This window comes from Modestobacter marinus (assembly GCF_011758655.1).
Lineage (GTDB): Bacteria > Actinomycetota > Actinomycetes > Mycobacteriales > Geodermatophilaceae > Modestobacter > Modestobacter marinus.
The window spans coordinates 2,507,269-2,529,007 of record NZ_JAAMPA010000001.1 but is presented as its reverse complement, the minus strand read 5'-3'; the positions used below and the strand labels follow the sequence as shown (position 1 = coordinate 2,529,007).

Below are 21,739 nucleotides of genomic sequence, written 5' to 3'. Positions count from 1 at the left end.
GCCGCCGCCGTACCCTTGCCGAGGTGGGACGGCGGACGGCGGCACCGGGTGCCCGGCGACGGACAGCACTGCTCCTGGGCGGGCTGCTGCTGGCCGGGTGCGGCGGCGGCTACGAGCCGGCCGGCCCCTTCCGCGACGTGCCGCAGGGGCAGCCACCGCAGGTCGCCCCGCCGCCGACGACCTCCCCGATCCCGGCCCCCGGCCAGCCGTCCACCCCCGGCGCCGACGACGAGCAGGCCGGTGACCCGAACGTGGTCGCCACCGGCCTCGCCGTGCCCACCGGCCTGGTGCTGCTGCCCGACGGGACGGCGGTGGTCGGTGAGCGGGACACCGGGCGGCTGCTGCAGGTCTTCCCCGACGGCGCCGAGCCCCGGGAGCTGATGACCGTGCCAGGCCTCGACACCGGCGGGGACGGCGGGCTGCTCGGGCTGGCCCTGTCGCCGACGTTCCTCGAGGACGGCCTGTTCTACGCCTACGTCTCCACCGCGACCGACAACCGGGTGGTGCGCTTCCCGATCGGCGGCACGCCCAACCCGGTGCTGACCGGCATCCCCCGCGGAGAGGTGCACAACGGCGGCGGGCTGCTGTTCGGCCCGGACGGCGTCCTGTACGTGGGCACCGGCGACGTCGGGGAGCCGGCGCTGGCAGCCGACCCGGCATCGCCGGCCGGCAAGGTGCTGGCCATGGACGTGTTCGGCCAGCCGGTCGGCGTCGGCCCGATCGTCACCCGCGGGCACCGGGACGTCACCGCGCTGTGCCAGGGCGGGGACCAGCAGCTCTACGCCACCGACGACGCGCTGCAGGGGCCCGACGAGTTCAACGCCCTCGTCGGCGGCGGCGACTTCGGCCCCGGCGGCATCCCGCCGGTGCTCGAGGTGCCCGGGGAGGAGGGCGGGCTGGGCGGCTGCGCGGTCACCGGCCCTTACGTCTTCCTGGGTGCGCTCGACGGGCAGCAGGTGCACGTCGTCGAGCTCGACGGCGGGCGGGTCCCGGTCGAGGAGCTGACAGCGTTCCTGGACGAGGACTACGGGCGGCTGCGCTCGGTGGCCGTGGACGCCGAGGGCGCGCTGTGGATCACCACCTCCAACCGCGACGGGGTGGGCACACCGGCCGAGGACGACGACAAGGTGCTGCGGGTGCTCCCGCCGACCTCCTCGGCGGGCTCGCCGCTCTGAGCCGGGTCACCGGGTGAAGCGGTGGACGACGTGGTCGGGCGGGTCGACCGGGTTGTCCGGCACCAGCTCTCCGGCGGCGTACCAGCGTGCCCCCGCGCGGCGCAGCGCCCGCCACGACCCCTCGTTGCCCAGCGCCACCGGCACGAGCACGTCCTGCGCCCCGGGGTGGTCGGCGAAGCCGCGGGCGACGGCGGCGGCGATCATCGCCGCGCCCAGCCCGCAGCCGCGCGCCTCCGGTTCACCGACCAGGTAGTCGATGCTCAGCGCCCCCGCAGGCACCGGGCAGATCGCCGACAGCTCGGCCAGCGACTCGGGCTCGTCGGCGAACGCGTACACCTGGACCAGCCCGAACGGCTGCCCCTCGTGCACGCCGAGGTAGACCGCGGTCGGGTCGGTGCCGTCGACGCTGGGGCCGTACTGCCGCTCGACCGCCGCGGGGCTCGGGTCGTCGTCCCACCACCGGGCGACCAGCGGCTCGGCCAGCCAGCGGCAGAGCAGCGGGAAGTCCGCCCGCCGGAGCGGGCGCAGCTCGACGGCGGGCAGCCCCACCGCCCCAGGCTAGGAGCCCAGCACCCGCTCCTCCAGCATCCGCTTCACGGTGGGGGCATCGGCCTTGCCGCGGGTGGTCTTCATGACCGCCCCGACGAGCGCACCCAGCGCCTGCACCTTGCCCGCCTTGACCTTGGCGATGACGTCCGGGGCGCCGGCGATCGCGGCGTCGACGGCGGCGACCAGCTCGTCGGACTCCCCCATCACCGCCAGCCCCTGCGCCTCGACGACCTGCGCCGGGTCGCCCTGGCCGGCGAGCACGCCGTCGAGCACCTGGCGGGCCAGCCCGTCGTTGATGGTGCCCGCGTTGACCAGCCCGACCAGCTCGGCCACCTGCGCCGGGGTGATCGCCAGCTCGGCGAGCTCGGTGCCGGCCTCGTTGGCCCGGCGGGCCAGGTCACCCAGCCACCACTTGCGGGCGTCACCCGGGGTGGCACCGGCGGCGACGGTCTGCTCGACCAGGCCGAGCGCTCCGGCGTTGGCCAGCCAGGTCATCTCCGTGGCGGAGATGCCCCACTCCTGCTGGAGCCGGGTGCGGCGCGCGGCGGGCAGCTCGGGGAGCTCGGCGCGCAGCTTCTCGATCCACTCGGCGTCCGGCGCCAGCGGCACCAGGTCGGGCTCGGGGAAGTACCGGTAGTCGGTCGCCTCCTCCTTGCTGCGCCCCGACGAGGTGCTGCCGGTGTCCTCGTGGAAGTGCCGGGTCTCCTGCACGACCCGCCCACCGCCGTCGAGGACGGCGGCCTGCCGGCGCATCTCGAAGCGGACGGCGCGCTCGACCGACCGCAGCGAGTTCACGTTCTTGGTCTCGGTGCGGGTGCCCCACTCCAGGTCGCCGACCGGGTTGAGCGAGATGTTGACGTCGCAGCGCAGGCTGCCCTGCTCCATCCGGACGTCGGAGACGCCGAGGGTCTGGAGGATCTCGCGCAGCTCGGTGACGTAGGCGCGCGCCACCTCCGGGGCCAGCGCGCCGGCGCCGGGCACCGGGCGGGTGACGATCTCGACCAGCGGGATGCCGGCCCGGTTGAAGTCGATCAGCGAGTGGTCGGCGCCGTGGATGCGCCCGGTGGCGCCACCGACGTGCAGGTTCTTGCCGGTGTCCTCCTCCAGGTGCACCCGCTCGATCTCCACCCGGTGCGTCGTCCCGTCGACCTCGACGTCCAGGTGGCCGGCGACGCACAGCGGCTCGTCGTACTGGCTGGTCTGGAAGCCCTTGGGGATGTCGGGGTAGAAGTAGTTCTTCCGGGCGAACCGCGACCAGCTCGCGATCCGGCAGCCCAGCGCCAGACCGATCTTGATGGTCGCCTCGATGGCGGCGGCGTTGGCCACCGGCAGCGAGCCGGGCATGCCCAGGCACACCGGGCAGGTGTGGGTGTTGGGCTCGGCACCGAAGGTGGTGGCGCAGCCGCAGAACATCTTGGAGGCGGTGCCCAGCTCGACGTGGGTCTCCAGGCCGAAGACCGGTTCGTACCGGGTCAGGACGTCGTCGAACTCGACCAGCCGGTCGGCGGTGCTGGTCATGGCTTCTCCTCCGGGTGGGACGGCGTGGTCGGGCCGGTGGCGGCGCTGCGGGTGGTGAACCAGGCACCGATCGCGGTCAGCACGCCGAGCACGATGAACACGGCGAAGATCGCCTGCCCGGTCAGCAACCACAGCACCGCACCGACGACGATGACGAACGCGGTCAGCCCCCAGGCCGCCTTCATGGGCCCGTTCACGCCGCACCCGCCGGGGTGCCCAGCTCGTCGAGCAGCCGGTGACCGCGGGCGGCGTCCTGCGCGGCCTCCAGCGCGGCGGCGACCCGGTAGCACCGCTCGTCGGCCAGGGCCGGCGCCATGACCTGCAGCCCGACGGGCAGCCCGTCGGACAGGCCGCTGGGCACCGAGATCGCCGGCAGGCCGGCCAGGCTGGCCGGCAGCGTGCACAGGTCGGCGGCGTACATCGAGATCGGGTCGTCGACCCGGGCACCGATCGGGAACGCGACGGTCGGCATGGTGGGGCTGACCAGGACGTCGACGTCGGCGAAGGCCGCGCCGAAGTCGCGGGTGATCAGCGTGCGCACCTTCTGCGCCTGGCCGTAGTAGGCGTCGTAGTAGCCGCTGGACAGCGCGTAGGTGCCCAGGATGATCCGCCGCTTGACCTCGGGGCCGAAGCCCTGCTCGCGGGTCAGCGCCATGACCTCGTCGAGGTCCCGGTTGCCGTCGTCACCGGCGCGCAGGCCGAACCGGACGCCCTCGTAGCGGGCCAGGTTGCTGGAGGCCTCGCTCGGGGCGATCAGGTAGTAGGCGGGCAGCGCCAGATCGAAGGAGGGGCAGGAGACCTCGGTGACCTCGGCGCCCAGCCCGGCCAGCACCTCGACCGCCTCGCGGGTGCGGGCCAGGACGCCGGGCTCGTAGCCCTCGGTGTGCCCCTCGCCGCCGAGCTCGCGCACGACGCCGATCCGCACGCCGCGCAGGTCGCCGGCAGCCCCCTCGCGGGCGGCGTCGGCCAGCCGGGCCAGCGGGGTGTCGATGCTCGTGGAGTCGCGCGGGTCGTGGCCGCCGATGACCTCGTGCATCACCGCGGCGTCCAGCACCGTGCGGGCCATCGGCCCGGCCTGGTCCAGGCTGGAGGAGAAGGCGATCAGGCCGTAGCGGGAGACCGACCCGTAGGTCGGCTTGTGCCCGACGAGGCCGGTGACGGCGGCGGGCTGCCGGATGGAGCCACCGGTGTCGGTGCCGATCGACCAGGGCGCGAGGTGCCCGGCGACCGCGGCGCTGGAGCCACCGGAGGAGCCGCCGGGGATGCGGTCGGTGTCCCAGGGGTTGCGGGTGACCTGGTAGGCGGAGTTCTCGGTGGAGGAGCCCATCGCGAACTCGTCCATGTTGGTCTTGCCCAGCAGCACGGTGCCGGCCTCGGCGAGCCGGGTGGCGATCGTGGCGCTGTAGGGCGGCAGCCAGCCCTCGAGGATCTTCGAGCCGCTGGTGGTGGGCACACCCTCGGTGACCACGAGGTCCTTGAGGGCCACCGGCACGCCGGCCAGCGGACCGAGCTCGGCACCGGAGGCGCGTGCCTCGTCGACCGCGGCGGCCGAGGCGAGCGCGGCGTCGTCGGCGACGTGCAGGTAGGCGCCGAGCCGGCCGTCGTCGGCGGCGATCCGGTCCAGGTGCGCGCGGGTCACCTCGACGGCGCTCACCTCGCCGGCCCCCAGCAGCCGGGACAGCTCGGCGACGTCGGCGCGGGTCAGGTCACTGCTGGTGCCGGTCACTCGGCGTCCCCCAGGATGCGCGGCACGCGGATGCGGCCGTCCTCGGCGGCGGGCGCACCGGCCAGCACGACGTCGCGGGCCAGGCTGGGGGTCACCTCGTCGGGGCGGAGCACGTTGGTCAGCGGGACGGCGTGGGTCATCGGCGGCACGTCGGCCACCGCGGCCTCACCGACCCGGGCGACGGCGGCGAGCACCTGGTCGAGCTGCCCGGCGAACTGGTCGAGCTCCTCGTCGGTGACGGCCAGGCGCGACAGCCGCGCCAGGTGTGCGACGTCGGAACGGGAGATGCTGCTCATGCTGCGCGGGGACCCCACTTCGGCGGCCGGACGGACCCGGCCTCGACTCGCTCCAGGACTCAGCCACTCTACGTGGCGCGCCCGGGCCGCCGGACCGCGAGCCGGGTTGGTCCGGGGGTGCCTCCGTGGGAGGCTGCCCCTGTCCGCGATCGACGGTGATCGGCTCCGCCTCAGCACGACGTCCGGGGGGATCCGTGTCCTACCTCTTGCGGCTGGTCGTCCCCGACCGGCCCGGCACGCTCGGCGCCGTCGCCACGGCGCTCGGCCACGCCGGCATCGACATCGTCTCCGTCGACGTCCTGGAGCGGGGCAACGGTGTCGCCGTCGACGACATCGTCGTGGAGCTCCCGGCCGACCGGGTCGCCGACAGCCTGATCACCGCCGCCACCGCGGTGCCGGGTGTGCAGGTCGAGTCGTTGCGCCCGTTCGCCGGCCCGATGGACACCCACCGGGAGCTGGAGCTGCTCGAGGCGCTGGCACCGGCCGGGTCGGGCACCGCCAAGGTCCTCGCCGCGGAGCTCCCCCGGGTGTTCCGCAGCGGGTGGGCGGTGGTGCTCAGCGGCTCCCCCGACCAGCTCACGGTGCTGGCCGCCTCGGACGCGGCACCGTCGCTGGAGGACGTCCGCACCCCGTGGCTGCCGCTCACCACGCCGCTGCTGCTGCCCAGCGACGGCGAGTGGGTGCCGCTGCGCTGGCAGGAGATGGCCGTGGAGATGATGGCCGCCCCGCTGGACCCCGGCACCGCCGTGCTGCTCGGCCGCTCCGGCGGGCCGGCGTTCCGCCGCTCGGAGCTGCTGCGACTGGCCCACCTGACCGGCCTCGCCGCAACGGTCGCCCGGCTCCCACCCGCCTGAGGCCCCGCGCGGGCCCACCCGCCTGAGCCCCGGGCGGGCCCACCCGCCTGAGCCCCGCGCGGGCCCACCCGCCGGAAGCCCCGCGCGGGCCCACCTGCCTGAGTTCCGCGCGGGCCTCGCTCAGCCCTCCGGGGTCGCGTCCGTCGAGTCGCCGGTGCCGGAGACCTCGGGGGTGGCGTCCGTCCCGTCGCCGGCAGGGGCCGCCTCAGCGGTGGCGTCCGTCGCGTCGCCGCTGGTGGCGACCTCGGCGGTGGCGTCCGTCCCGTCGCCGATGGTGGCGACCTCACGGGCGGCGTCCGGGCCCTGCTCGAGCAGCACCGTGAAGCCGTCGTCGTCCAGGACCGGCGCCTTCACCGCGACCGCCTTGTCGTACTTGCTCCCGGGGTCGGCGCCGACGACGACGAAGCCGGTCTTCTTCGACACCGAGCCGGTGACCTTGCCCCCGCGCTCCTGGATGGCGGCGATCGCCTGGTCCCGGCTGTGGTCGCGCAGCGAGCCGGTGACGACGACGGTGACGCCGGTCAGCGGCCCCGGCCCGGAGTCGGACGCCGGGTCGGCCAGCCGCACCCCGGCGGCCCGCCACTTCTCCACCACGTCGCGGTGCCAGTCGACGGCGAACCAGTCGCGCACCGCCGTGGCGATGGTGGGTCCGACGCCCTCGGCCGCGGCCAGCTCCTCCTCGGTCGCGGCCATCAGCCGGTCGACCGAGCGGAACTCCCGGGCGAGCGCCTGGGCCGCCGTGGGGCCCACGTGCCGGATGGACAGGGCCACGAGCACCCGCCACAGCGGGACGTCCTTGCGGGTCTGCAGGTTGGCCAGCAGCCGCTTCCCGTTGGCCGAGAGGGTGCCGTCCTTCTTCGTGAAGAAGTCGGTGCGGCACAGCGCGTCCTCGTCGAGGGTGAAGACGTCGCCCTCGTCGGCGAGCAGGCGGCTCTCCAGCAGTGCGGTCGCCGCCTCGTAGCCGAGCACCTCGATGTCGAAGGCGCCGCGGCCGGCGACGTGGAAGACGCGCTCGCGGAGCTGCGCGGGGCAGGAGCGGGCGTTCGGGCAGCGGATGTCGGCGTCGCCCTCCCGCTCCGGGCGCAGCTCGGTGCCGCACTCGGGGCAGTGCGTGGGGAAGACGAACTCCCGCTCGGAGCCGTCGCGGGCAGCGACGACCGGGCCGAGCACCTCGGGGATGACGTCGCCGGCCTTGCGGATCACGACGGTGTCGCCGATCAGCACGCCCTTGCGTTTGACCTCGCTGGCGTTGTGCAGCGTGGCCAGCTGGACGGTGGAGCCGGCGACCTTCACCGGCTCCATGTAGGCGAAGGGGGTGACCCGCCCGGTGCGGCCGACGTTGACCCGGATGTCGTGCAGCTTCGTCGTCGCCTCCTCCGGGGGGTACTTGAAGGCGATGGCCCACCGCGGCGCGCGGCTGGTCGACCCCAACCGGCGCTGCAGGGAGACCTGGTCGACCTTGACGACGACGCCGTCGATCTCGTGCTCGACGGAGTGCCGCTGCTCGCCGTAGCGCTCGATGTAGGCCCAGACGCCGGTCAGGTCGTCGACCACCTCGTACCGGTCGCTGACCGGCAGCCCCCAGACCCGCAGCTGCTCGTAGGCCTCGGACTGCCGGGCCGGCTCGAAGCCGCGGCGGGCGCCGACGCCGTGCACGACCATGCTCAGCGGGCGCTTCGCCGTCTCGCGGGCGTCCTTCTGCCGCAGCGAGCCGGCGGCGGCGTTGCGCGGGTTGGCGAACGGCGGCTTGCCCGCCTCGACGAGACCGGCGTTGACCTCGGCGAAGGCGGCGACCGGGAAGTAGACCTCCCCGCGCACCTCGAGGAACTCCGGCACGTCGTCGCCGGTGAGCTGCTGGGGGACGACGGCCAGCGTGCGCACGTTGGCGGTGACGTCCTCCCCGGTGGTGCCGTCGCCGCGGGTGGCGGCGCCGACCAGCCGGCCGCGCTCGTAGACCAGGTCGATGGCCAGCCCGTCGACCTTCAGCTCGCAGAGGTAGCCGGCGCCCGCGGCGCCGTCCCGTTCCGCGCGGGCGGCCCAGGCGGACAGCTCGGCGGAGCTGAAGGCGTTGTCCAGGCTCTGCATGCGCTCCGGGTGCGTGACCGGGGCGAAGGTGGCGCCGAAGCCGCCGTTGACCTTCTGGCTGGGCGACTCCGGGGTCAGCAGCGCCGGGTGGGCCGCCTCGAGCGCCTTCAGCTCGCCCATCAGCTCGTCGTACTGCCCGTCGCTGACCAGCGGGGCGTCCTGCACGTAGTAGGCGAAGGCGTACCCGTCGAGCTCCTCGGAGAGGTCGCGGTGCCGCGTCCGTGCGTCGTCGGGCACCTCGGTGACGTCCTGCCGGTCGACGGCCGCCTCGACCGTGGGCTGGTCGGCCCGCTCCACCGTGTCCTGCTCCACCCCTGCCTCGCTGCTCACGCCTCAGACCGTATCCGGCGGGTGCGACAGTCAACCGCTGTCCGAGCCGAGCTCCGTCCCGCGGGGTGGCGCCCCGCTCCCCTGGCCGCATCGTCCTGCCCGCCGGTGTCCACGGCTCGTCGCGCAGCCCTGTCCCCACCAGCGGGACACGCCTGGCGCGTCCGCGCGGTGCCGGCTGCCAGGCTGGCCCGGTGCTGATCCGCGACCTCGACCCGGCGGCGGACGAGGCGGTGGGGGCGGAGCTGCTCTCCCTGCAACGGGCTGCCTACGCCGTCGAGGCCGACCTCATCGGCGATGACCGGATCCCCGGCCTGCACGAGGACCTCGCCCAGCTGCGTGCTGCGGGGAGCTGTCGTGGCTGGGTGCCCATGTGGCCGGGCTGCTGGCCGGCGCGATCGCCGTGGCGTACCACCCGGTCACGGTGGACATCGACCGGCTGGTGGTCGATCCGTCCGCGCACCGGCAGGGCATCGGCAGGGCGCTGGTCCAGGACGTCGTCCGGCGTGCGGAGGGGCGCATGATCGAGGTGTCCACCGGGCGCGACAACGCACCTGCCCGCAGGTTGTACGAGTCGCTCGGGTTCCGCACCACGAGGGACGTCGAGGTCCTGGCCGGACTGTGGGTGACCCGCTACGCCCACTGCCCCTGACAGCACGCCGCGCACCGTTCGTGACAGCACAGCGCCCACCGCGCCGGACAGCACGGCACGGCTGTCGTCGGAACGCACGCCGCTACCGCGGTGGGCCGATGAGGATCTCGGTGTCGTCGGGGCGCCAGGTCCGCCACCGACCGTCGGGATCTCGTGCCACCCGGAAGCCGTGGTGGACCTTGGTGTGGTGCCGTTCACACAACAACGCCGAGTTGTTCAGCGACGTCTCACCACCGTGCAGCCAGTGGACGAGGTGGTGCACGTCGCACCACCACGTCGGTGCACCGCAGCCGGCGAACACGCAGCTCTTGTCGCGGCGTTCGACGGCCTTGCGCAGCCCGGGGGTGACCACCCGGTGGTCCCGGCCCAGATCCAGCGGAACACCGTCGGGGCCCATCACGATCCGGGAGATGCTCCCGTCGCACGCGAGGTAGCGGGCCCGGGCGGCGGAGATCGTCGCCCCGAACCCCAGCTCCCCAGCCCCGGCGCCGGTGGCCGGGTCGACCAGGTCCGCCAGATCGATCCCCACCACGACGTGCGGCTTGACGGTGCGCAGCGTGGGCAGCGAACCGGCAGCCAGCTGGTTGTCACACAACTGCACCAGCGCATCGGCGTTCTGCTGCGCCCGGGTCCGCGCGTCACCTTGCGGCCGGTCGGCCTGCACGATCGACTCGATCGCGGCCTTCACCTTCTCCCCGCCGGTCACGTCCAGGTCGAAGCGGCCGGTGACGCTCCCGTCGGCGTGCGTGGCGATCGTCAGCCGCCGCCCCTCCGTCGGGTCCGGCTCCGGCCCGTCCGGGTCGAGGGCGTCCTCGAACGCCTGGACCGCGGCGACCAGCGACTGGTGCGGTGAGGCGACGGCCACCCGCGTCCACACCTCATCGAACGCCCCGAGGTCGACGCCCTGCCCCCCGGCGCGGGCGACCTCGGTCGGGCCGACCGTCCTGGCCACCACGTCGACCTGCTCGGGAGTCACCGAGCCCTCGGCGAACCCCGCCGCCAGCGTCGGGAAGTGCTCCAGGACCCGCCCGGATCGCAGGATCCGCGACGCATCCGCCGGCGCCAGCCGCGCGTGCCCGATCAGCCACGACCGCATCGACTTCAGCCCGTCGTGCTCGGCGGCCTGCGTGGCGTCCGCACACCGCACGGTGCGGGTCAACTCCGCCGACGCGCGGTTCACCACCTGCACCAGCAACGCCGTCCGCTCCAGCACGGCCGCGTCGGTCAGGGCGTGCAGGTCATCGGCGCCTAGGGCGTCCAACGCGGAGATCAACTCGCTCACCGAACACCTCCTGACCCGTTCGAACGTGTGTACGAAGAATATCGGTCACGACACCCGTCGACAACTCGAATCCGCAGGTCAGAGACTCGTCCACAGATGTCAGCAGGCTCTTGACAGCCCCGGCGTCGGAGCCCGGGGGTGGACCGAATCAGGGTGCGCGACACCAGCCCGGACCGGCACCATGCCCCCGTGCACCCCGACCTCGAGCGCGCCCTCCAGCCGGTCTTCGACGACCTCCGCGCCACCTCGGCACCCCTCCCCCGCCGGGTCGACGATGGCTGGCCCGGCGACGCCAGAGGCGACGACGACGACTTCACGGCCCGCGCGATGCTCTGGGGTCGAGACGGCGGTCAGGGCGTCCTCGTCGATCTCCGCCTCACGCTGCCGGAGGAGATCGCGGACGTCGCCGACAGGGTCCAGGACTGGACCATCGAGGAACTGTGGGGCATCGCCCCGACCAACTGGCCGCGCTGTCCGCGGCACCCCGACAGCCACCCCCTCCAGGCGCGGGTGCGGGACGCCGCCGCGTGGTGGGTGTGCCCGCGGGACGACGTCCCGGTCAGCCTGGTCGGCAGCCTGCGCTGAGCCGGGCCGTCACTCCGGCAGCAGGTACTTGGCGGCCTCGCGGACGTGCGCCATCGCCGTCCGGGCGTAGGCCTGGCTCGCCCCGGCCAGGCCGCAGGACGGCGTCAGGGTGACCGCGCCGGCCAGCTCCTCGGCCGGGAAACCGAGCTCCCGCCACCACGCCTGCACCCGGCTCGCGGTCGCCTTCGGCCGGCCCAGGTCGGTGTCGGTGCCGGGGACGACGCCGACGAGGAGGTGGGTGCCCGCCTCGATCGCGGTGCCGACGGCGTCGAGGTCCTGCACCAGCCCCAGGTCGAAGGAGAGCCCATGCGCCCCCGCCGCCCGGAAGAGGTCGAGCGGGGCGCGCTGGGCGCAGCAGTGCACGACGACCGGCGCCGGCACCTGCTCCACGAGCCCGGTCAGCAGCTCCTCCACGACGTTCGACTCGACCGCCGACAGCTTGCCGAAACCGCTGACCGTGGGCAGGCCGCCCTGCAGGACGGCGGGCACCGACGGCTCGTCCAGCTGCACGAGCACCGAGGCCCCGGGCACCCGCGCGGTGACCGCGGCGACGTGGGCACTGATCCCCTCGGCGAGGGACTGCGCCAGGTCGCGGCGCGCCCCGGTGTCGACCACGGCCCGGTCGCCCCGGCTGCGCTCGAGCCCGGCCGCGAGGGTCCACGGCCCGGTCACCTGGACCTTAAGCGGGCCCACGTAGCGCTCGGCCACGTCGTAGAGGGCGTCGAGGTCCCGGGCCAGCGCCTCCTGGGCGCGGCGCAGGTCGGCGCCGGGACGGGCGACGAGCCGCCAGCCCGCCGGGGTGAGGTCGACGTAGAGGTCGACCAGCAGGGCGGCCGCGCGACCGATCAGGTCCGACCCGGCGCCGCGGCCGGGCAGCTCGGGCAGGTGCGGGAGGTCCGGCAGCTCGCCGACGACCAGCCGCATCGCCTCGACCGGGTCGGTGCCGGGCAACGACCCGACGCCGGTCGCCGGTCCCCACACGGGGTGCGGTCCGTCCCCGGTGCCCGGCTCGCTGCTGTCGTCCGGGAGGTCCGTCGCCGAGGTCACCTGCCGACCGTAGCCCGCCGTCCGACTGCGACCGGAGACGGTCAGGTCAGTGCGGGTTCCGGCCGTTCGCCGGCGCGCAGCACGGTGCCCTGGCCGAGCACCAGGTCACCCCGCTCGGCGTCCGGGGCGTACAGCACGGCCGACTGCCCGGGGGCGACGCCGCGCTGGCGCTCCCCGAGGACCAGGCACAGGCCGCCGTCCTCGGCGAGGGAGACCTCGACGGCGACCGGCGCGGCGTGGGCACGGAGCTGGACCTGCGCCCGGAACGGCAGGTCGGGCACCGGCCCGGTCCACGTGGGGACGCCGGTGCGCACCTCGTCGACCTCCGCCTGCTCCGCGGTGCCGATCGTCACGGTGCGGCTGACCGGCTCGATGCCCAGCACGTAGCGCGGGCGCTGGTCACCGGCGGTGACCCCCAGCCCGCGACGCTGGCCGATGGTGAAGCCGTGCGCACCGGCGTGCGTCCCGACGGTCTGGCCGGTGGCCGCGTCGACGACCGGACCGGGCTGCTCACCCAACCGGCGGGCGAGGAAGCCGCGGGTGTCGCCGTCGGAGATGAAGCAGATGTCGTGCGAGTCGGGCTTCGTGGCCACCGCGTAGCCGCGCTCGGCGGCCAGCTCCCGCACCCGTTCCTTGGTCATCGAGCCCAGCGGGAACACCGCGCCGGCCAGCTGCCCGGCGGTGAGCACGCCGAGCACGTAGGACTGGTCCTTCGCCGGGTCGACCGAGCGGCGCAGCTCGCCGTCGGCCAGTCGGGCGTGGTGCCCGGTGACGACGGCGTCGAAGCCGAGGGCCCGGGCACGGTCGAGCACCGCGGAGAACTTGATCTTCTCGTTGCAGCGCAGGCACGGGTTCGGCGTCCGGCCGGCGGCGTACTCGGCGACGAAGTCGTCGATGACGTCCTCGCGGAACCGGTCGGCCAGGTCCCAGACGTAGAAGGGGATGCCGAGCTCGTCGGCGACCCGCCGGGCGTCGTGGGAGTCCTCGACGCTGCAGCAGCCGCGGGCGCCGCTGCGCAGCGTCTGCCGGTCGGGCGAGAGCGCCAGGTGCACGCCGGTGACGTCGTGCCCCGCCTCGACGGCCAGTGCGGCGGCGACCGCGGAGTCCACTCCCCCGCTCATGGCGGCGATCAGGCGCATCTCAGTGCCGCCCGGTCCCGGCCCGCCGGGCCCGCTCCACGACCGGGCCGATCACCTCGAGCAACGCGTCGACGTCGGCGTCGGTCGAGGTGTGCCCCAGGCTGAACCGCAACGAGCTGCGGGCCCGGGCGGGGTCGGCGCCGGCGGCCAGCAGCACGTGGCTGGGCCGGGCCACACCCGCGCTGCAGGCCGACCCCGTCGAGCACTCGATGCCGCGTGCGTCCAGCAGCATGAGCAGCGCATCGCCCTCCGCCCCGGGGAAGGACAGGTGGGCGTTGCCGGGGAGCCGACCCAGGCCACCAGCGACGACGTCGTCCAGTGGCGGGCCGTTGAGCTGGACGTCGGGGACCTCGGCGATCACGCCGGCGACGAGCCGGTCCCGCAGGGCGGCCACCCGGGCGGTGCGCTCGGCCCGGTCGGCGACCGTGGCGGAGGCGGCCGCGGCGAGCCCGACGATGGCGGCGACGTCCAGCGTGCCGGACCGGACGTCGCGCTCCTGCCCGCCGCCGTGCAGCAGCGGGGTGCACTCGGCGTCCCGGCGCAGCAGCAGGGCACCGGCGCCCATCGGCCCGCCCACCTTGTGCCCGGTCATGGTCAGCGCGTCGACGCCGCTGGCGGCGAAGTCCAGGGGCAGCTGGCCGACCGCCTGCACCGCGTCGGTGTGCAACGGCACCCCGGCCCGGTGGGCGACGTCGGCCAGCGCGGTCAGGTCGCTGACGGCGCCGATCTCGTTGTTCGCCCACATCACCGTGGCCAGCGCGACGTCCCGCCCGTTCCCGAGGGCCTCGGCCAGCGCATCGGGGGTGACCCGGCCGGTCGGTTCGACCCGCAGCCAGGTGACCTCGGCGCCCTCGTGCTTCTCCAGCCACTCGACGCTGTCGAGGACGGCGTGGTGCTCCGCCGGGCTGGCGACGATGCGCCGACGGCCCTGGTCGGCGGTGCGGCGGGCCCAGTACAGCCCCTTGACGGCGAGGTTGTCGCCCTCCGTGCCGCCGCCGGTGAACAGCACCTCCGACGGACGCGCCCCCAGGGCGGCGGCCAGCCGCTCCCGGGACTGCTCGGCCACTCGCCGGGCCTCGCGGCCGCTGGCGTGCAGGGAGGAGGCGTTGCCCACCCGGGCCAGCTGCTCGGTCATGGCCGCGAGCGCGGCCGGCAGCATCGGGGTCGTCGCCGCGTGGTCGAGGTAGGTCATGGCACAGCCAGCGTAGGCGTCGCGCACCCGGGGCGACCGGGTCGTGTCCGACTGGTGGGGGTGCGCACGCCCTCCGCCTCCTCGCTGCTGTGGCCGCGACCGCGTCGAGCGCCGACCCGGAGGCCGGCGCCCGACGCGTCACGGTGGAGCCGCCCTCGTCCACCCGCACCGCGCGGGACAGGAGGGCCCTGCTGTTACTTGCGGGCGCTGATCTGCTCGGTGGCCGCCGGGACGACGGTGTTCAGGTCGCCCACGACGCCGAAGTCGGCCAGCTCGAAGATCGGCGCCTCGGGGTCCTTGTTGACCGCGACGATGGTCTTCGAGGTCTGCATGCCGGCCCGGTGCTGGATCGCCCCGGAGATGCCCACCGCGATGTACAGCTGCGGCGACACGGTCTTGCCCGTCTGCCCGACCTGGAAGGAGTGCGGGTAGAAGCCGGAGTCGACCGCGGCCCGGGAGGCGCCGACGGCGCCACCGAGGGAGTCGGCCAGGCCCTCGATCACCGAGAAGTTCTCGGCGCTGGCCACCCCGCGACCGCCGGAGACGACGATCGCGGCCTCGGTGAGCTCGGGCCGGTTGGACTTCTGCTCCACCACCCGGTCCAGCACCCGGGTCTGCTTGGCGGCCTCGGAGACGGCGACCTGCACCGTCTCCTCGGTGCCGGCGGCCGGGGCAGGCTCGGGGGTGACCGAGTTGCCGCGCAGGGTGTAGATCGGGGTGCCGACGGTGACCTGCGAGTGCACGATCGTCGCCCCGGCGAACGCCACCTGGGTCGCGGTGCCGTCGGCGGCGATCTCGGTGACGTCGGTCAGGAAGCCGCTGCCGGTCTTGATGGCCAGCCGGCCGGCGATCTCCTTGCCCTCCGGGGAGGAGGGGATGACGACCCCGGCCGGCGACCTCTCCGCGACCAGCTGGGCCAGCACCTCGGCCTTGGGGGCCACCAGGTAGGCGTCGACGTCGTCGGACTCGGCGACGTAGACCTTCGCCGCGCCGTACTCCGCCAGCGTGTCCTTGATGCCCGCGGCGGTGCCGGGGGCGCCGATGACGACGGCGGCGGGCTCACCGAGCGCACGCGCGGCGGTCAGCGCCTCCAGCGTCGACTTGCGGGGCCCACCGGCGGCGGGGTTGAGCTCGGCAAGGACCAGGACCTCTGCCATGTCTGTTCTCTCCTCAGCTCTGAGTCGCGCCGGTCAGACGATCTTCTGGGCGGCCAGGTAGCCCACCAGCTTGTCGGCGCCGTCGCCCTCGTCGGCGACCTTGACGCCCTCGCCCTTGGGCGGGCGGCCGGCGAAGTCGACGACCTTGCTGGTGGCGGTGGCCAGGCCCACGGTCGACGGGTCGATGCCCAGGTCGGCGAGGGTCTTGGTCTCCACCGGCTTCTTCTTGGCCGCCATGATCCCCTTGAAGGAGGGGTAGCGCGGCTCGTTGATCGTGTCCCAGGTGGAGACGATCGCCGGCAGCGGCGCCTCGACCTCCCAGTAGCCGCCGTCGGTCTGCCGCTCGATCTTGGCCATCGAGCCCTCGATCGTCAGCTTGCGGGCGCCGGACAGCTGCGGGATGCCCAGCCGCTCCGACAGCAGCGCCGGCATCACCGACACCTGACCGTCGGTGGACTCGGCGCCGCACAGCACCAGGTCGTACTCCAGCTGCGACAGCGCTGCAGCGATGACGGCGCTGGTCTGCACGGCGCAGGAGCCGTGGATCGCCGGGTCGGACACGTGCACGGCCTTGTCCGCGCCCATCGACAGGGCCTTGCGGATGGCGTCGGTGGCGGTGTCCGGGCCGACGGTCAGCACCGTGACCTCCCCGCCCTGCGCCTCCTTGACGGTGAGCGCCTCCTCGATGGCGTACTCGTCCATCTCGTTGATCACGTTGTCGGCGGTGGCCCGCGCGACGGTGTTGTCCGACGGGTCCAGCTTCCGCTCGCTGCCGGAGTCGGGGACCTGCTTGACCAGAACGACGATGTTCATCGTCAGACCAACCTCCGCGGTGGTTCGGGTGGGCGCCGGGGCGAGGCCCGCCTCGTGCCGATCATCGAGGCTACTTGCGGGTAACACCCGGCGGGGAGGGAGGGGCCGGGTGACCCGGGTCACCGGGCGGCCGTCCACTCCCCGGTACGGCTGAAGTGGGCGAGGACGGCGGCGTGCGGCGCCAGGTCCAGCCCCTGGGCCGCCACCCACGCGTCGTCGTGGAAGGTGCGGGCGTAGCGCTCCCCGCCGTCGCACAGCAGCGTGACGACGCTGCCGGTGCGGCCGGCCGCGAGCATCTCGGCGATGAGCCCGAAGGCCCCCCACAGGTTGGTGCCGGTCGACCCGCCCGCCCGGCGCCCGGTGACCTGCTCCAGGTGCCGCATCGCGGCCAGGGACGCGGCGTCGGGCACGCAGACCATCCGGTCGACGATGGTCGGGACGAACGAGGGCTCCACCCGCGGGCGGCCGATGCCCTCGATCCGCGAGCCGCGACCGGTGGCGGCCGGATCGCCGTCCCGCCAGCCGGGGAAGAACGCCGAGCCCTCCGGGTCGACGACGGCCAGCCGGGTGGGGAGCCGGCGGTAGCGGACGTACCGGCCGATCGTGGCACTGGTGCCGCCGGTCCCCGCCCCGACGACGACCCACTCCGGCACCGGGTGCCGCTCCCGGCTCAGCTGCTCGAAGACCGACTCGGCGATGTTGTTGTTCCCCCGCCAGTCGGTGGCCCGCTCGGCGTTGGTGAACTGGTCGAGGTAGTGCCCGCCGGTCTCGGCCGCGATCCGCCGGGCCTCGTCGTAGACGCTGCCCGCGTCGGACACCAGGTGGCAGCGGCCGCCGTGGAACTCGATGAGCGCGATCTTCTCCGCGCTGGTCGTCGCCGGCATCACCGCGACGAAGGGCAGGCCGAGCATCCGGGCGAAGTAGGCCTCGCTGACCGCCGTCGACCCGCTGGAGGCCTCCACCACGGTGCTGCCCGCGTGCAGCTGCCCCGAGCACAGCGCGTACAGGAACAGCGAGCGGGCCAGCCGGTGCTTGAGGCTGCCGGTCGGGTGCGTCGACTCGTCCTTCAGGTACAGGTCGATGCCCCACTCGGGCGGCAGCGGGTAGACCAGCAGGTGGGTGTCGGCGGACCGGTGCGCGTCGGCGTCGACCAGCGCGACGGCCCGCTCCACCCAGGCCCGCCCGCCGGGGTCGGAGCGGTCGAGGTCGGAGCGGTCGAGGTCGGTGGGATCGAGGTCGGTGGGGCGCGCGTCGGTCACCGGGGCATGCTCCCGCACCGCCGGGACCCCGCGGCGGTCAGCGGCCGGTGAAGGTGGCCTTGCCGGGCCCGTTCTCCAGGAACGAGCGCATCCCGGTCGCCTGGTCCTCGGTGTCGAACAGCTCGGCGAACAGCCGGCTCTCCAGCTCCAGGCCGGCGGCGAGGCTGCCGTCCAGGCCCTCGTCGATGGTCCGCTTCGCCGCGGCCAGCGCCAGCGGCGGGCCGGCGGCGAACTTGCGGGCCATCGCCACGGCGGTCGCGTAGACCTCCTCGTCGGGCACGACGGCGTCGGCCAGCCCCATCTCCAGCGCCTCCTCGGCGCCCACGTGCCGGCCGGTGAACACCAGGTCCTTGGCCTTGGCCGGGCCGACCAGCCGGGCCAGCCGCTGGCTGCCGCCGGCACCCGGGATCACGCCGAGCTGGATCTCCGGCTGCCCCACCTTGGCGCCACGGCCCATGATCCGGAAGTCGGCGCACAACGCCAGCTCGTAGCCGCCGCCGAGGGCGTAGCCGGTGATGGCGGCGATCACCGGCTTCGGGATGTGGGCGACCGTGGTGAAGGAGGAGGTGAGCTCCCGGCCCCAGGCGACCATGCTCGCGCCGGTCAGCTGGGACATCGCCTTGATGTCGGCCCCGGCGGCGAACACCCGCTCCCCGCCGTAGAGGACGACGGCCCGGACCTCCGGGTCCTTGCCGGCCTCCAGCGCGGCGGCCCGGACCTCCCAGTGCAGCTGCTCGTCGATCGCGTTCATCTTCGGCCGGTCGAGCCGGATGGTGCCGACGCCGTCCTCGACCTGGAGGGTGACGAACTCGGGTGCTGCCATGCGGGCCTCCGTGTGCTTCGGGACGTCGGTGTCCTGGGCGGTCGGTGCGACCGACCCTAGGCCGCGCGCCGGGCGGAGAACCGCCCGCGCTCGCGCTGCACGTCCAGCGGGAGGCCGAACGCCTCGGACAGCAGCGGCCCGGTCAGCACCTCGTCCACCGGGCCGGCCCCGACCACCTCGCCCCCGCGCAGCAGCAGGGCGTGGGTGTACCCCGGCGGGATCTCCTCGACGTGGTGGGTGACCAGCACCTGCGCCGGCGCGTTCGGGTCGCGGGCCAGGTCCGACAGCCGGGCGACCAGGTCCTCGCGGCCACCCAGGTCCAGCCCGGCGCCGGGCTCGTCGAGCAGCAGCAGCTCCGGGTCGGTCATCAGGGCGCGGGCGATCTGGGTGCGCTTGCGCTCGCCCTCCGACAGGGTGCCGAAGGGACGGTGCGCCATCGGGGCCACGCCCCACTGCTGCATCAGCAGCGCCGCCCGGGTGAGGTCGTGGACGTCGTAGCGCTCCCGCCAGCGGCCGACGACGGCGTACCCGGCGCTCACCACCACGTCGCCGACCCGCTCGCCCGGGGCGATCCGCTGCGCCACCGCCGCACTGGTGAAGCCGATCCGCGGCCGCAGCTCGAAGACGTCGACCGCCCCGAGCGTCTCGCCGAGGATGCCCACCTCGCCGCGGGAGGGGTGCAGCTGCGCGCCGGCCAGCTGCAGCAGCGTCGTCTTCCCCGCCCCGTTGGGGCCCAGCAGCACCCAGCGCTCGTCGGGCCGGACCGTCCAGTCGACCGCGCGCAACAGGTGCGCCTGGCCCCGGACGACGTCCACTCCGCGGATCTCGACGACCGGCTCAGTCCACACGCCTGCCATCCAACCAACCCGCCGCGCGTCGCGGTCACCGGGCTCGGGGCCGTCGTCGGGCACGATGCCGGGGTGACCGCATGGACGAGTGACCGACCGGTGGAGGTCTGGCCCGGCTCGGCGGCGCCGCTGGGCGCCCACTGGGACGGCACGGGCACCAACTTCGCGCTGTGGTCGGCCGGCGCGTCCGCGGTCGACCTGTGCCTGTTCGACCCCGACGGCACCGAGCACCGGCAGCGGCTGCGGGAGACCACCCACCAGGTGTGGCACGGCCGGCTGCCCGGCGTCGGCCCCGGCCAGCGCTACGGCTACCGGGTGCACGGCCCGTACGACCCCGCCTCGGGCGCCCGGTACAACCCGGCGAAGCTGCTGCTGGACCCCTACGCCCGCGCCGTGGACGGCGAGCTGGTGCTGGACGACGCCCTGTTCGGCTGGTCCTCGCAGGACCACTCCACCGCCGACCCCACCGACTCGGCGCCGTTCGTGCCCCGCGGGGTGGTCATCCACGACTCGTTCCCCTGGGACGGCGACCACGTGCTGCGCACCTCCTGGAGCGACACGGTCATCTACGAGGTGCACGTCAAGAGCGCCACGATGAGCCACCCCGACGTCCCCCCGGCGCTGCGCGGCACCTACGCGGGCCTGGCCCACCCGGCGTTCGTCGAGCACCTGGTGTCCCTGGGCGTCACCGCGGTGGAGCTGCTGCCGGTGCACCACTTCGTCAGCGAGCCGCACCTGCTCCGCCGCGGGCTGACCAACCACTGGGGCTACAACACGCTCGGCTACTTCGCCCCGCACGCGGCCTACAGCTCGGCCGGGACGGGCGGGGAGCAGGTCACCGAGTTCAAGGCGATGGTCAAGGCGATGCACGCCGCGGGCATCGAGGTGATCCTCGACGTGGTCTACAACCACACCGCCGAGGGCGACCACACCGGGCCGACCCTGTCCTTCCGCGGCATCGACAACGGCGGCTACTACCGGCTCGACGGGGAGGACCGCTCCCGCTACACCGACTACACCGGCTGCGGGAACACCCTCGACGTCCGCCGGCCGGCCGTGCTCGGCCTGCTGATGGACTCGCTGCGCTACTGGGTCACCGAGATGCACGTCGACGGCTTCCGGTTCGACCTCGCCTCCGCCCTGGCCCGCTCGATGCACGACGTCGACCGGCTGTCGGCCTTCTTCGACGTGGTGCACCAGGACCCGGTGGTCAGCACCGTGAAGCTGATCGCCGAGCCGTGGGACGTCGGTGAGGGCGGCTACCAGGTCGGCAACTTCCCGCCGCCCTGGACGGAGTGGAACGGCAAGTACCGGGACACCGTGCGCGACGTCTGGTCCGGCGCGCAGGTGGGGGTGCGCGACCTGGCCTACCGGCTCACCGGCTCCTCCGACCTGTACCGCTCCGACGGCCGCCGTCCCTTCGCCTCGGTCAACTTCGTCACCGCCCACGACGGGTTCACTCTGGCCGACCTGGTCGCCTACGAGCAGAAGCGCAACGAGGCCAACGGCGAGGACAACCGGGACGGCGAGAGCCACAACCGCAACTGGAACTGCGGCGTCGAGGGCCCCACCGACGACCCGGCGGTGCGCGAGCTGCGGGCCCGGCAGGTGCGCAACCACCTGGCCACGCTGCTGCTGTCGACCGGGGTGCCGATGCTCACCGCCGGGGACGAGCTGGGGCGCACCCAGGGTGGCAACAACAACGCCTACTGCCAGGACAACGAGGTCTCCTGGCTCGACTGGGGGGCCATCGACCCCGACCTGTGGAGCTTCGTGTCCACCCTGGTGGGGCTGCGGCGGCGTTCCCCCGTGCTGCGGCAGGAGGCCTTCTTCGAGGGCACCGAGATCGCCGGCACCGGCGGCACCCGGGACCTGGCCTGGTTCGCCCCGGGCGGGCACCAGCTGACCAGCAGCGACTGGTTCGACACCGGCCTGCAGACCCTGGGGATGTACCTGGACGGCCGCGGCCTGCGGCACCGCGACGAGCGGGGCCGGCCGGTGCTCGACGACTCGTGGCTGATCTGGCTGCACGCCGGCCCCGACCCGATCGACGTCGTCCTCCCGGGCGCGCCCTGGGGCGACGGCTACGAGCTGGTGCTGGCCACCGAGTACCCGGCCGGCACCCCGCCCGAGCCGACCGCGCTGCCGCCGGGCCCGGCGCAGCTGCCCGGCCACTCCGTCTGGGCGATGCGGGTGGTCCGGCACGCCTGAGGCGATGACCTGGCGACCCTGACGGGCCGCACCGCAGCCAGGGGACGTCCCCGGCGGGGCGGAGCCGCTTCGTCGCTCGGTCGCGGGACCCTCCGGGCCCCACTCCTCACGATCCCCAGGCGGAGCCGGCCACCAGCTCGGCGGCAGAGTTCGTCCCCGGCTGGTCGTGAACGCGACACGGCCCCGTCCTCCAGGGGAGGG

20 protein-coding genes are annotated in these 21,739 nt (G+C 74.4%); 5 read left to right on the top strand and 15 right to left on the bottom strand.

Annotation, left to right across the window (positions count from 1 at the left end; all coding sequences use genetic code 11):
- Positions 1 to 23: 23 nt before the first annotated feature.
- Positions 24 to 1,175: a PQQ-dependent sugar dehydrogenase gene (locus tag FB380_RS11995; protein WP_229682091.1), complete on the top strand. Its 1,152-nt coding sequence runs from the start codon at positions 24 to 26 to the stop codon at positions 1,173 to 1,175.
- A 6-nt stretch (positions 1,176 to 1,181) separates the two neighbouring features.
- On the opposite strand, the gene FB380_RS11990 is transcribed toward FB380_RS11995, so the two are convergent.
- From FB380_RS11990 to gatC, 5 genes are read right to left on the bottom strand one after another with little or no spacing between them, the layout of a single operon-like run.
- Entirely contained in the window at positions 1,182 to 1,724 is a 543-nt protein-coding gene (locus tag FB380_RS11990) for a GNAT family N-acetyltransferase (protein ID WP_166755241.1), read from the bottom strand.
- A 9-nt stretch (positions 1,725 to 1,733) separates the two neighbouring features.
- A complete protein-coding gene (gatB, locus tag FB380_RS11985) occupies positions 1,734 to 3,242 on the bottom strand; it encodes an Asp-tRNA(Asn)/Glu-tRNA(Gln) amidotransferase subunit GatB (protein ID WP_166755240.1) in 1,509 nt (502 codons plus the stop codon).
- Entirely contained in the window at positions 3,239 to 3,439 is a 201-nt protein-coding gene (locus tag FB380_RS11980) for a hypothetical protein (RefSeq protein WP_166755239.1), read from the bottom strand. The genes gatB and FB380_RS11980 overlap by 4 nt, the downstream gene beginning before the upstream one ends.
- Positions 3,436 to 4,968: an Asp-tRNA(Asn)/Glu-tRNA(Gln) amidotransferase subunit GatA gene (gene gatA / locus FB380_RS11975; RefSeq protein WP_166755238.1), complete on the bottom strand. Its 1,533-nt coding sequence runs from the start codon at positions 4,966 to 4,968 to the stop codon at positions 3,436 to 3,438. The genes FB380_RS11980 and gatA overlap by 4 nt, the downstream gene beginning before the upstream one ends.
- Positions 4,965 to 5,264 (bottom strand): Asp-tRNA(Asn)/Glu-tRNA(Gln) amidotransferase subunit GatC, encoded by a 300-nt coding sequence (gene gatC / locus FB380_RS11970; RefSeq protein WP_166755237.1) that lies wholly within the window; start codon positions 5,262 to 5,264, stop codon positions 4,965 to 4,967. The genes gatA and gatC overlap by 4 nt, the downstream gene beginning before the upstream one ends.
- 194 nt (positions 5,265 to 5,458) lie before the next feature.
- Between gatC and FB380_RS11965 the strand changes: the two genes are divergently transcribed.
- On the top strand, positions 5,459 to 6,118 hold the full coding sequence (locus FB380_RS11965) for an ACT domain-containing protein (RefSeq protein WP_166755236.1): 660 nt from the start codon (positions 5,459 to 5,461) through the stop codon (positions 6,116 to 6,118).
- Positions 6,119 to 6,238: 120 nt separating this feature from the next.
- Here FB380_RS11965 and ligA read toward each other — a convergent pair whose 3' ends face one another.
- Complete coding sequence (gene ligA / locus FB380_RS11960) at positions 6,239 to 8,533, bottom strand: NAD-dependent DNA ligase LigA (RefSeq protein WP_229682092.1); 2,295 nt, start codon at positions 8,531 to 8,533, stop codon at positions 6,239 to 6,241.
- 370 nt (positions 8,534 to 8,903) lie between these two features.
- Here ligA and FB380_RS11955 point away from each other — a divergent pair, with 370 nt between their 5' ends.
- The gene (locus FB380_RS11955; RefSeq protein WP_166755235.1) at positions 8,904 to 9,182 is read left to right on the top strand and encodes a GNAT family N-acetyltransferase; all 279 of its coding nucleotides are present in this window, start codon (positions 8,904 to 8,906) and stop codon (positions 9,180 to 9,182) included.
- An 82-nt stretch (positions 9,183 to 9,264) separates the two neighbouring features.
- Here the strand turns inward: FB380_RS11955 and FB380_RS11950 are convergent, their stop codons facing one another.
- A complete protein-coding gene (locus tag FB380_RS11950; protein ID WP_166755234.1) occupies positions 9,265 to 10,464 on the bottom strand; it encodes an HNH endonuclease signature motif containing protein in 1,200 nt (399 codons plus the stop codon).
- A gap of 189 nt (positions 10,465 to 10,653) precedes the next feature.
- Between FB380_RS11950 and FB380_RS11945 the strand changes: the two genes are divergently transcribed.
- Positions 10,654 to 11,049: a hypothetical protein gene (locus FB380_RS11945; protein WP_166755233.1), complete on the top strand. Its 396-nt coding sequence runs from the start codon at positions 10,654 to 10,656 to the stop codon at positions 11,047 to 11,049.
- 9 nt (positions 11,050 to 11,058) lie between these two features.
- Here the strand turns inward: FB380_RS11945 and FB380_RS11940 are convergent, their stop codons facing one another.
- The 8 genes from FB380_RS11940 to FB380_RS11905 form a co-directional block, all read right to left on the bottom strand.
- Positions 11,059 to 12,096, bottom strand: coding sequence for a methionine synthase (locus tag FB380_RS11940; protein WP_188959600.1), 1,038 nt, complete (start codon positions 12,094 to 12,096; stop codon positions 11,059 to 11,061).
- A 41-nt stretch (positions 12,097 to 12,137) separates the two neighbouring features.
- Positions 12,138 to 13,235 carry a tRNA 2-thiouridine(34) synthase MnmA gene (gene mnmA, locus FB380_RS11935; protein WP_166755232.1) on the bottom strand — a complete coding sequence of 366 codons (1,098 nt, stop codon included), beginning with the start codon at positions 13,233 to 13,235 and terminating at the stop codon, positions 12,138 to 12,140.
- 1 nt (position 13,236) lies between these two features.
- Complete coding sequence (locus FB380_RS11930; protein WP_166755231.1) at positions 13,237 to 14,427, bottom strand: cysteine desulfurase family protein; 1,191 nt, start codon at positions 14,425 to 14,427, stop codon at positions 13,237 to 13,239.
- A 194-nt stretch (positions 14,428 to 14,621) separates the two neighbouring features.
- Positions 14,622 to 15,584, bottom strand: a complete 963-nt coding sequence (locus tag FB380_RS11925; protein WP_166755230.1) for an electron transfer flavoprotein subunit alpha/FixB family protein — start codon at positions 15,582 to 15,584, stop codon at positions 14,622 to 14,624.
- Between the two features lie 33 nt (positions 15,585 to 15,617).
- Positions 15,618 to 16,397 carry an electron transfer flavoprotein subunit beta/FixA family protein gene (locus tag FB380_RS11920; RefSeq protein WP_166755229.1) on the bottom strand — a complete coding sequence of 260 codons (780 nt, stop codon included), beginning with the start codon at positions 16,395 to 16,397 and terminating at the stop codon, positions 15,618 to 15,620.
- Between the two features lie 119 nt (positions 16,398 to 16,516).
- The gene (gene cds1, locus FB380_RS11915) at positions 16,517 to 17,656 is read right to left on the bottom strand and encodes an L-cysteine desulfhydrase Cds1 (RefSeq protein ID WP_166755228.1); all 1,140 of its coding nucleotides are present in this window, start codon (positions 17,654 to 17,656) and stop codon (positions 16,517 to 16,519) included.
- 37 nt (positions 17,657 to 17,693) lie between these two features.
- On the bottom strand, positions 17,694 to 18,479 hold the full coding sequence (locus tag FB380_RS11910) for an enoyl-CoA hydratase/isomerase family protein (protein ID WP_166755227.1): 786 nt from the start codon (positions 18,477 to 18,479) through the stop codon (positions 17,694 to 17,696).
- A 56-nt stretch (positions 18,480 to 18,535) separates the two neighbouring features.
- Positions 18,536 to 19,336 carry an ABC transporter ATP-binding protein gene (locus FB380_RS11905; protein WP_166755226.1) on the bottom strand — a complete coding sequence of 267 codons (801 nt, stop codon included), beginning with the start codon at positions 19,334 to 19,336 and terminating at the stop codon, positions 18,536 to 18,538.
- A 63-nt stretch (positions 19,337 to 19,399) separates the two neighbouring features.
- Here FB380_RS11905 and glgX point away from each other — a divergent pair, with 63 nt between their 5' ends.
- Complete coding sequence (glgX, locus tag FB380_RS11900) at positions 19,400 to 21,538, top strand: glycogen debranching protein GlgX (protein ID WP_166755225.1); 2,139 nt, start codon at positions 19,400 to 19,402, stop codon at positions 21,536 to 21,538.
- Positions 21,539 to 21,739 lie beyond the last annotated feature (201 nt).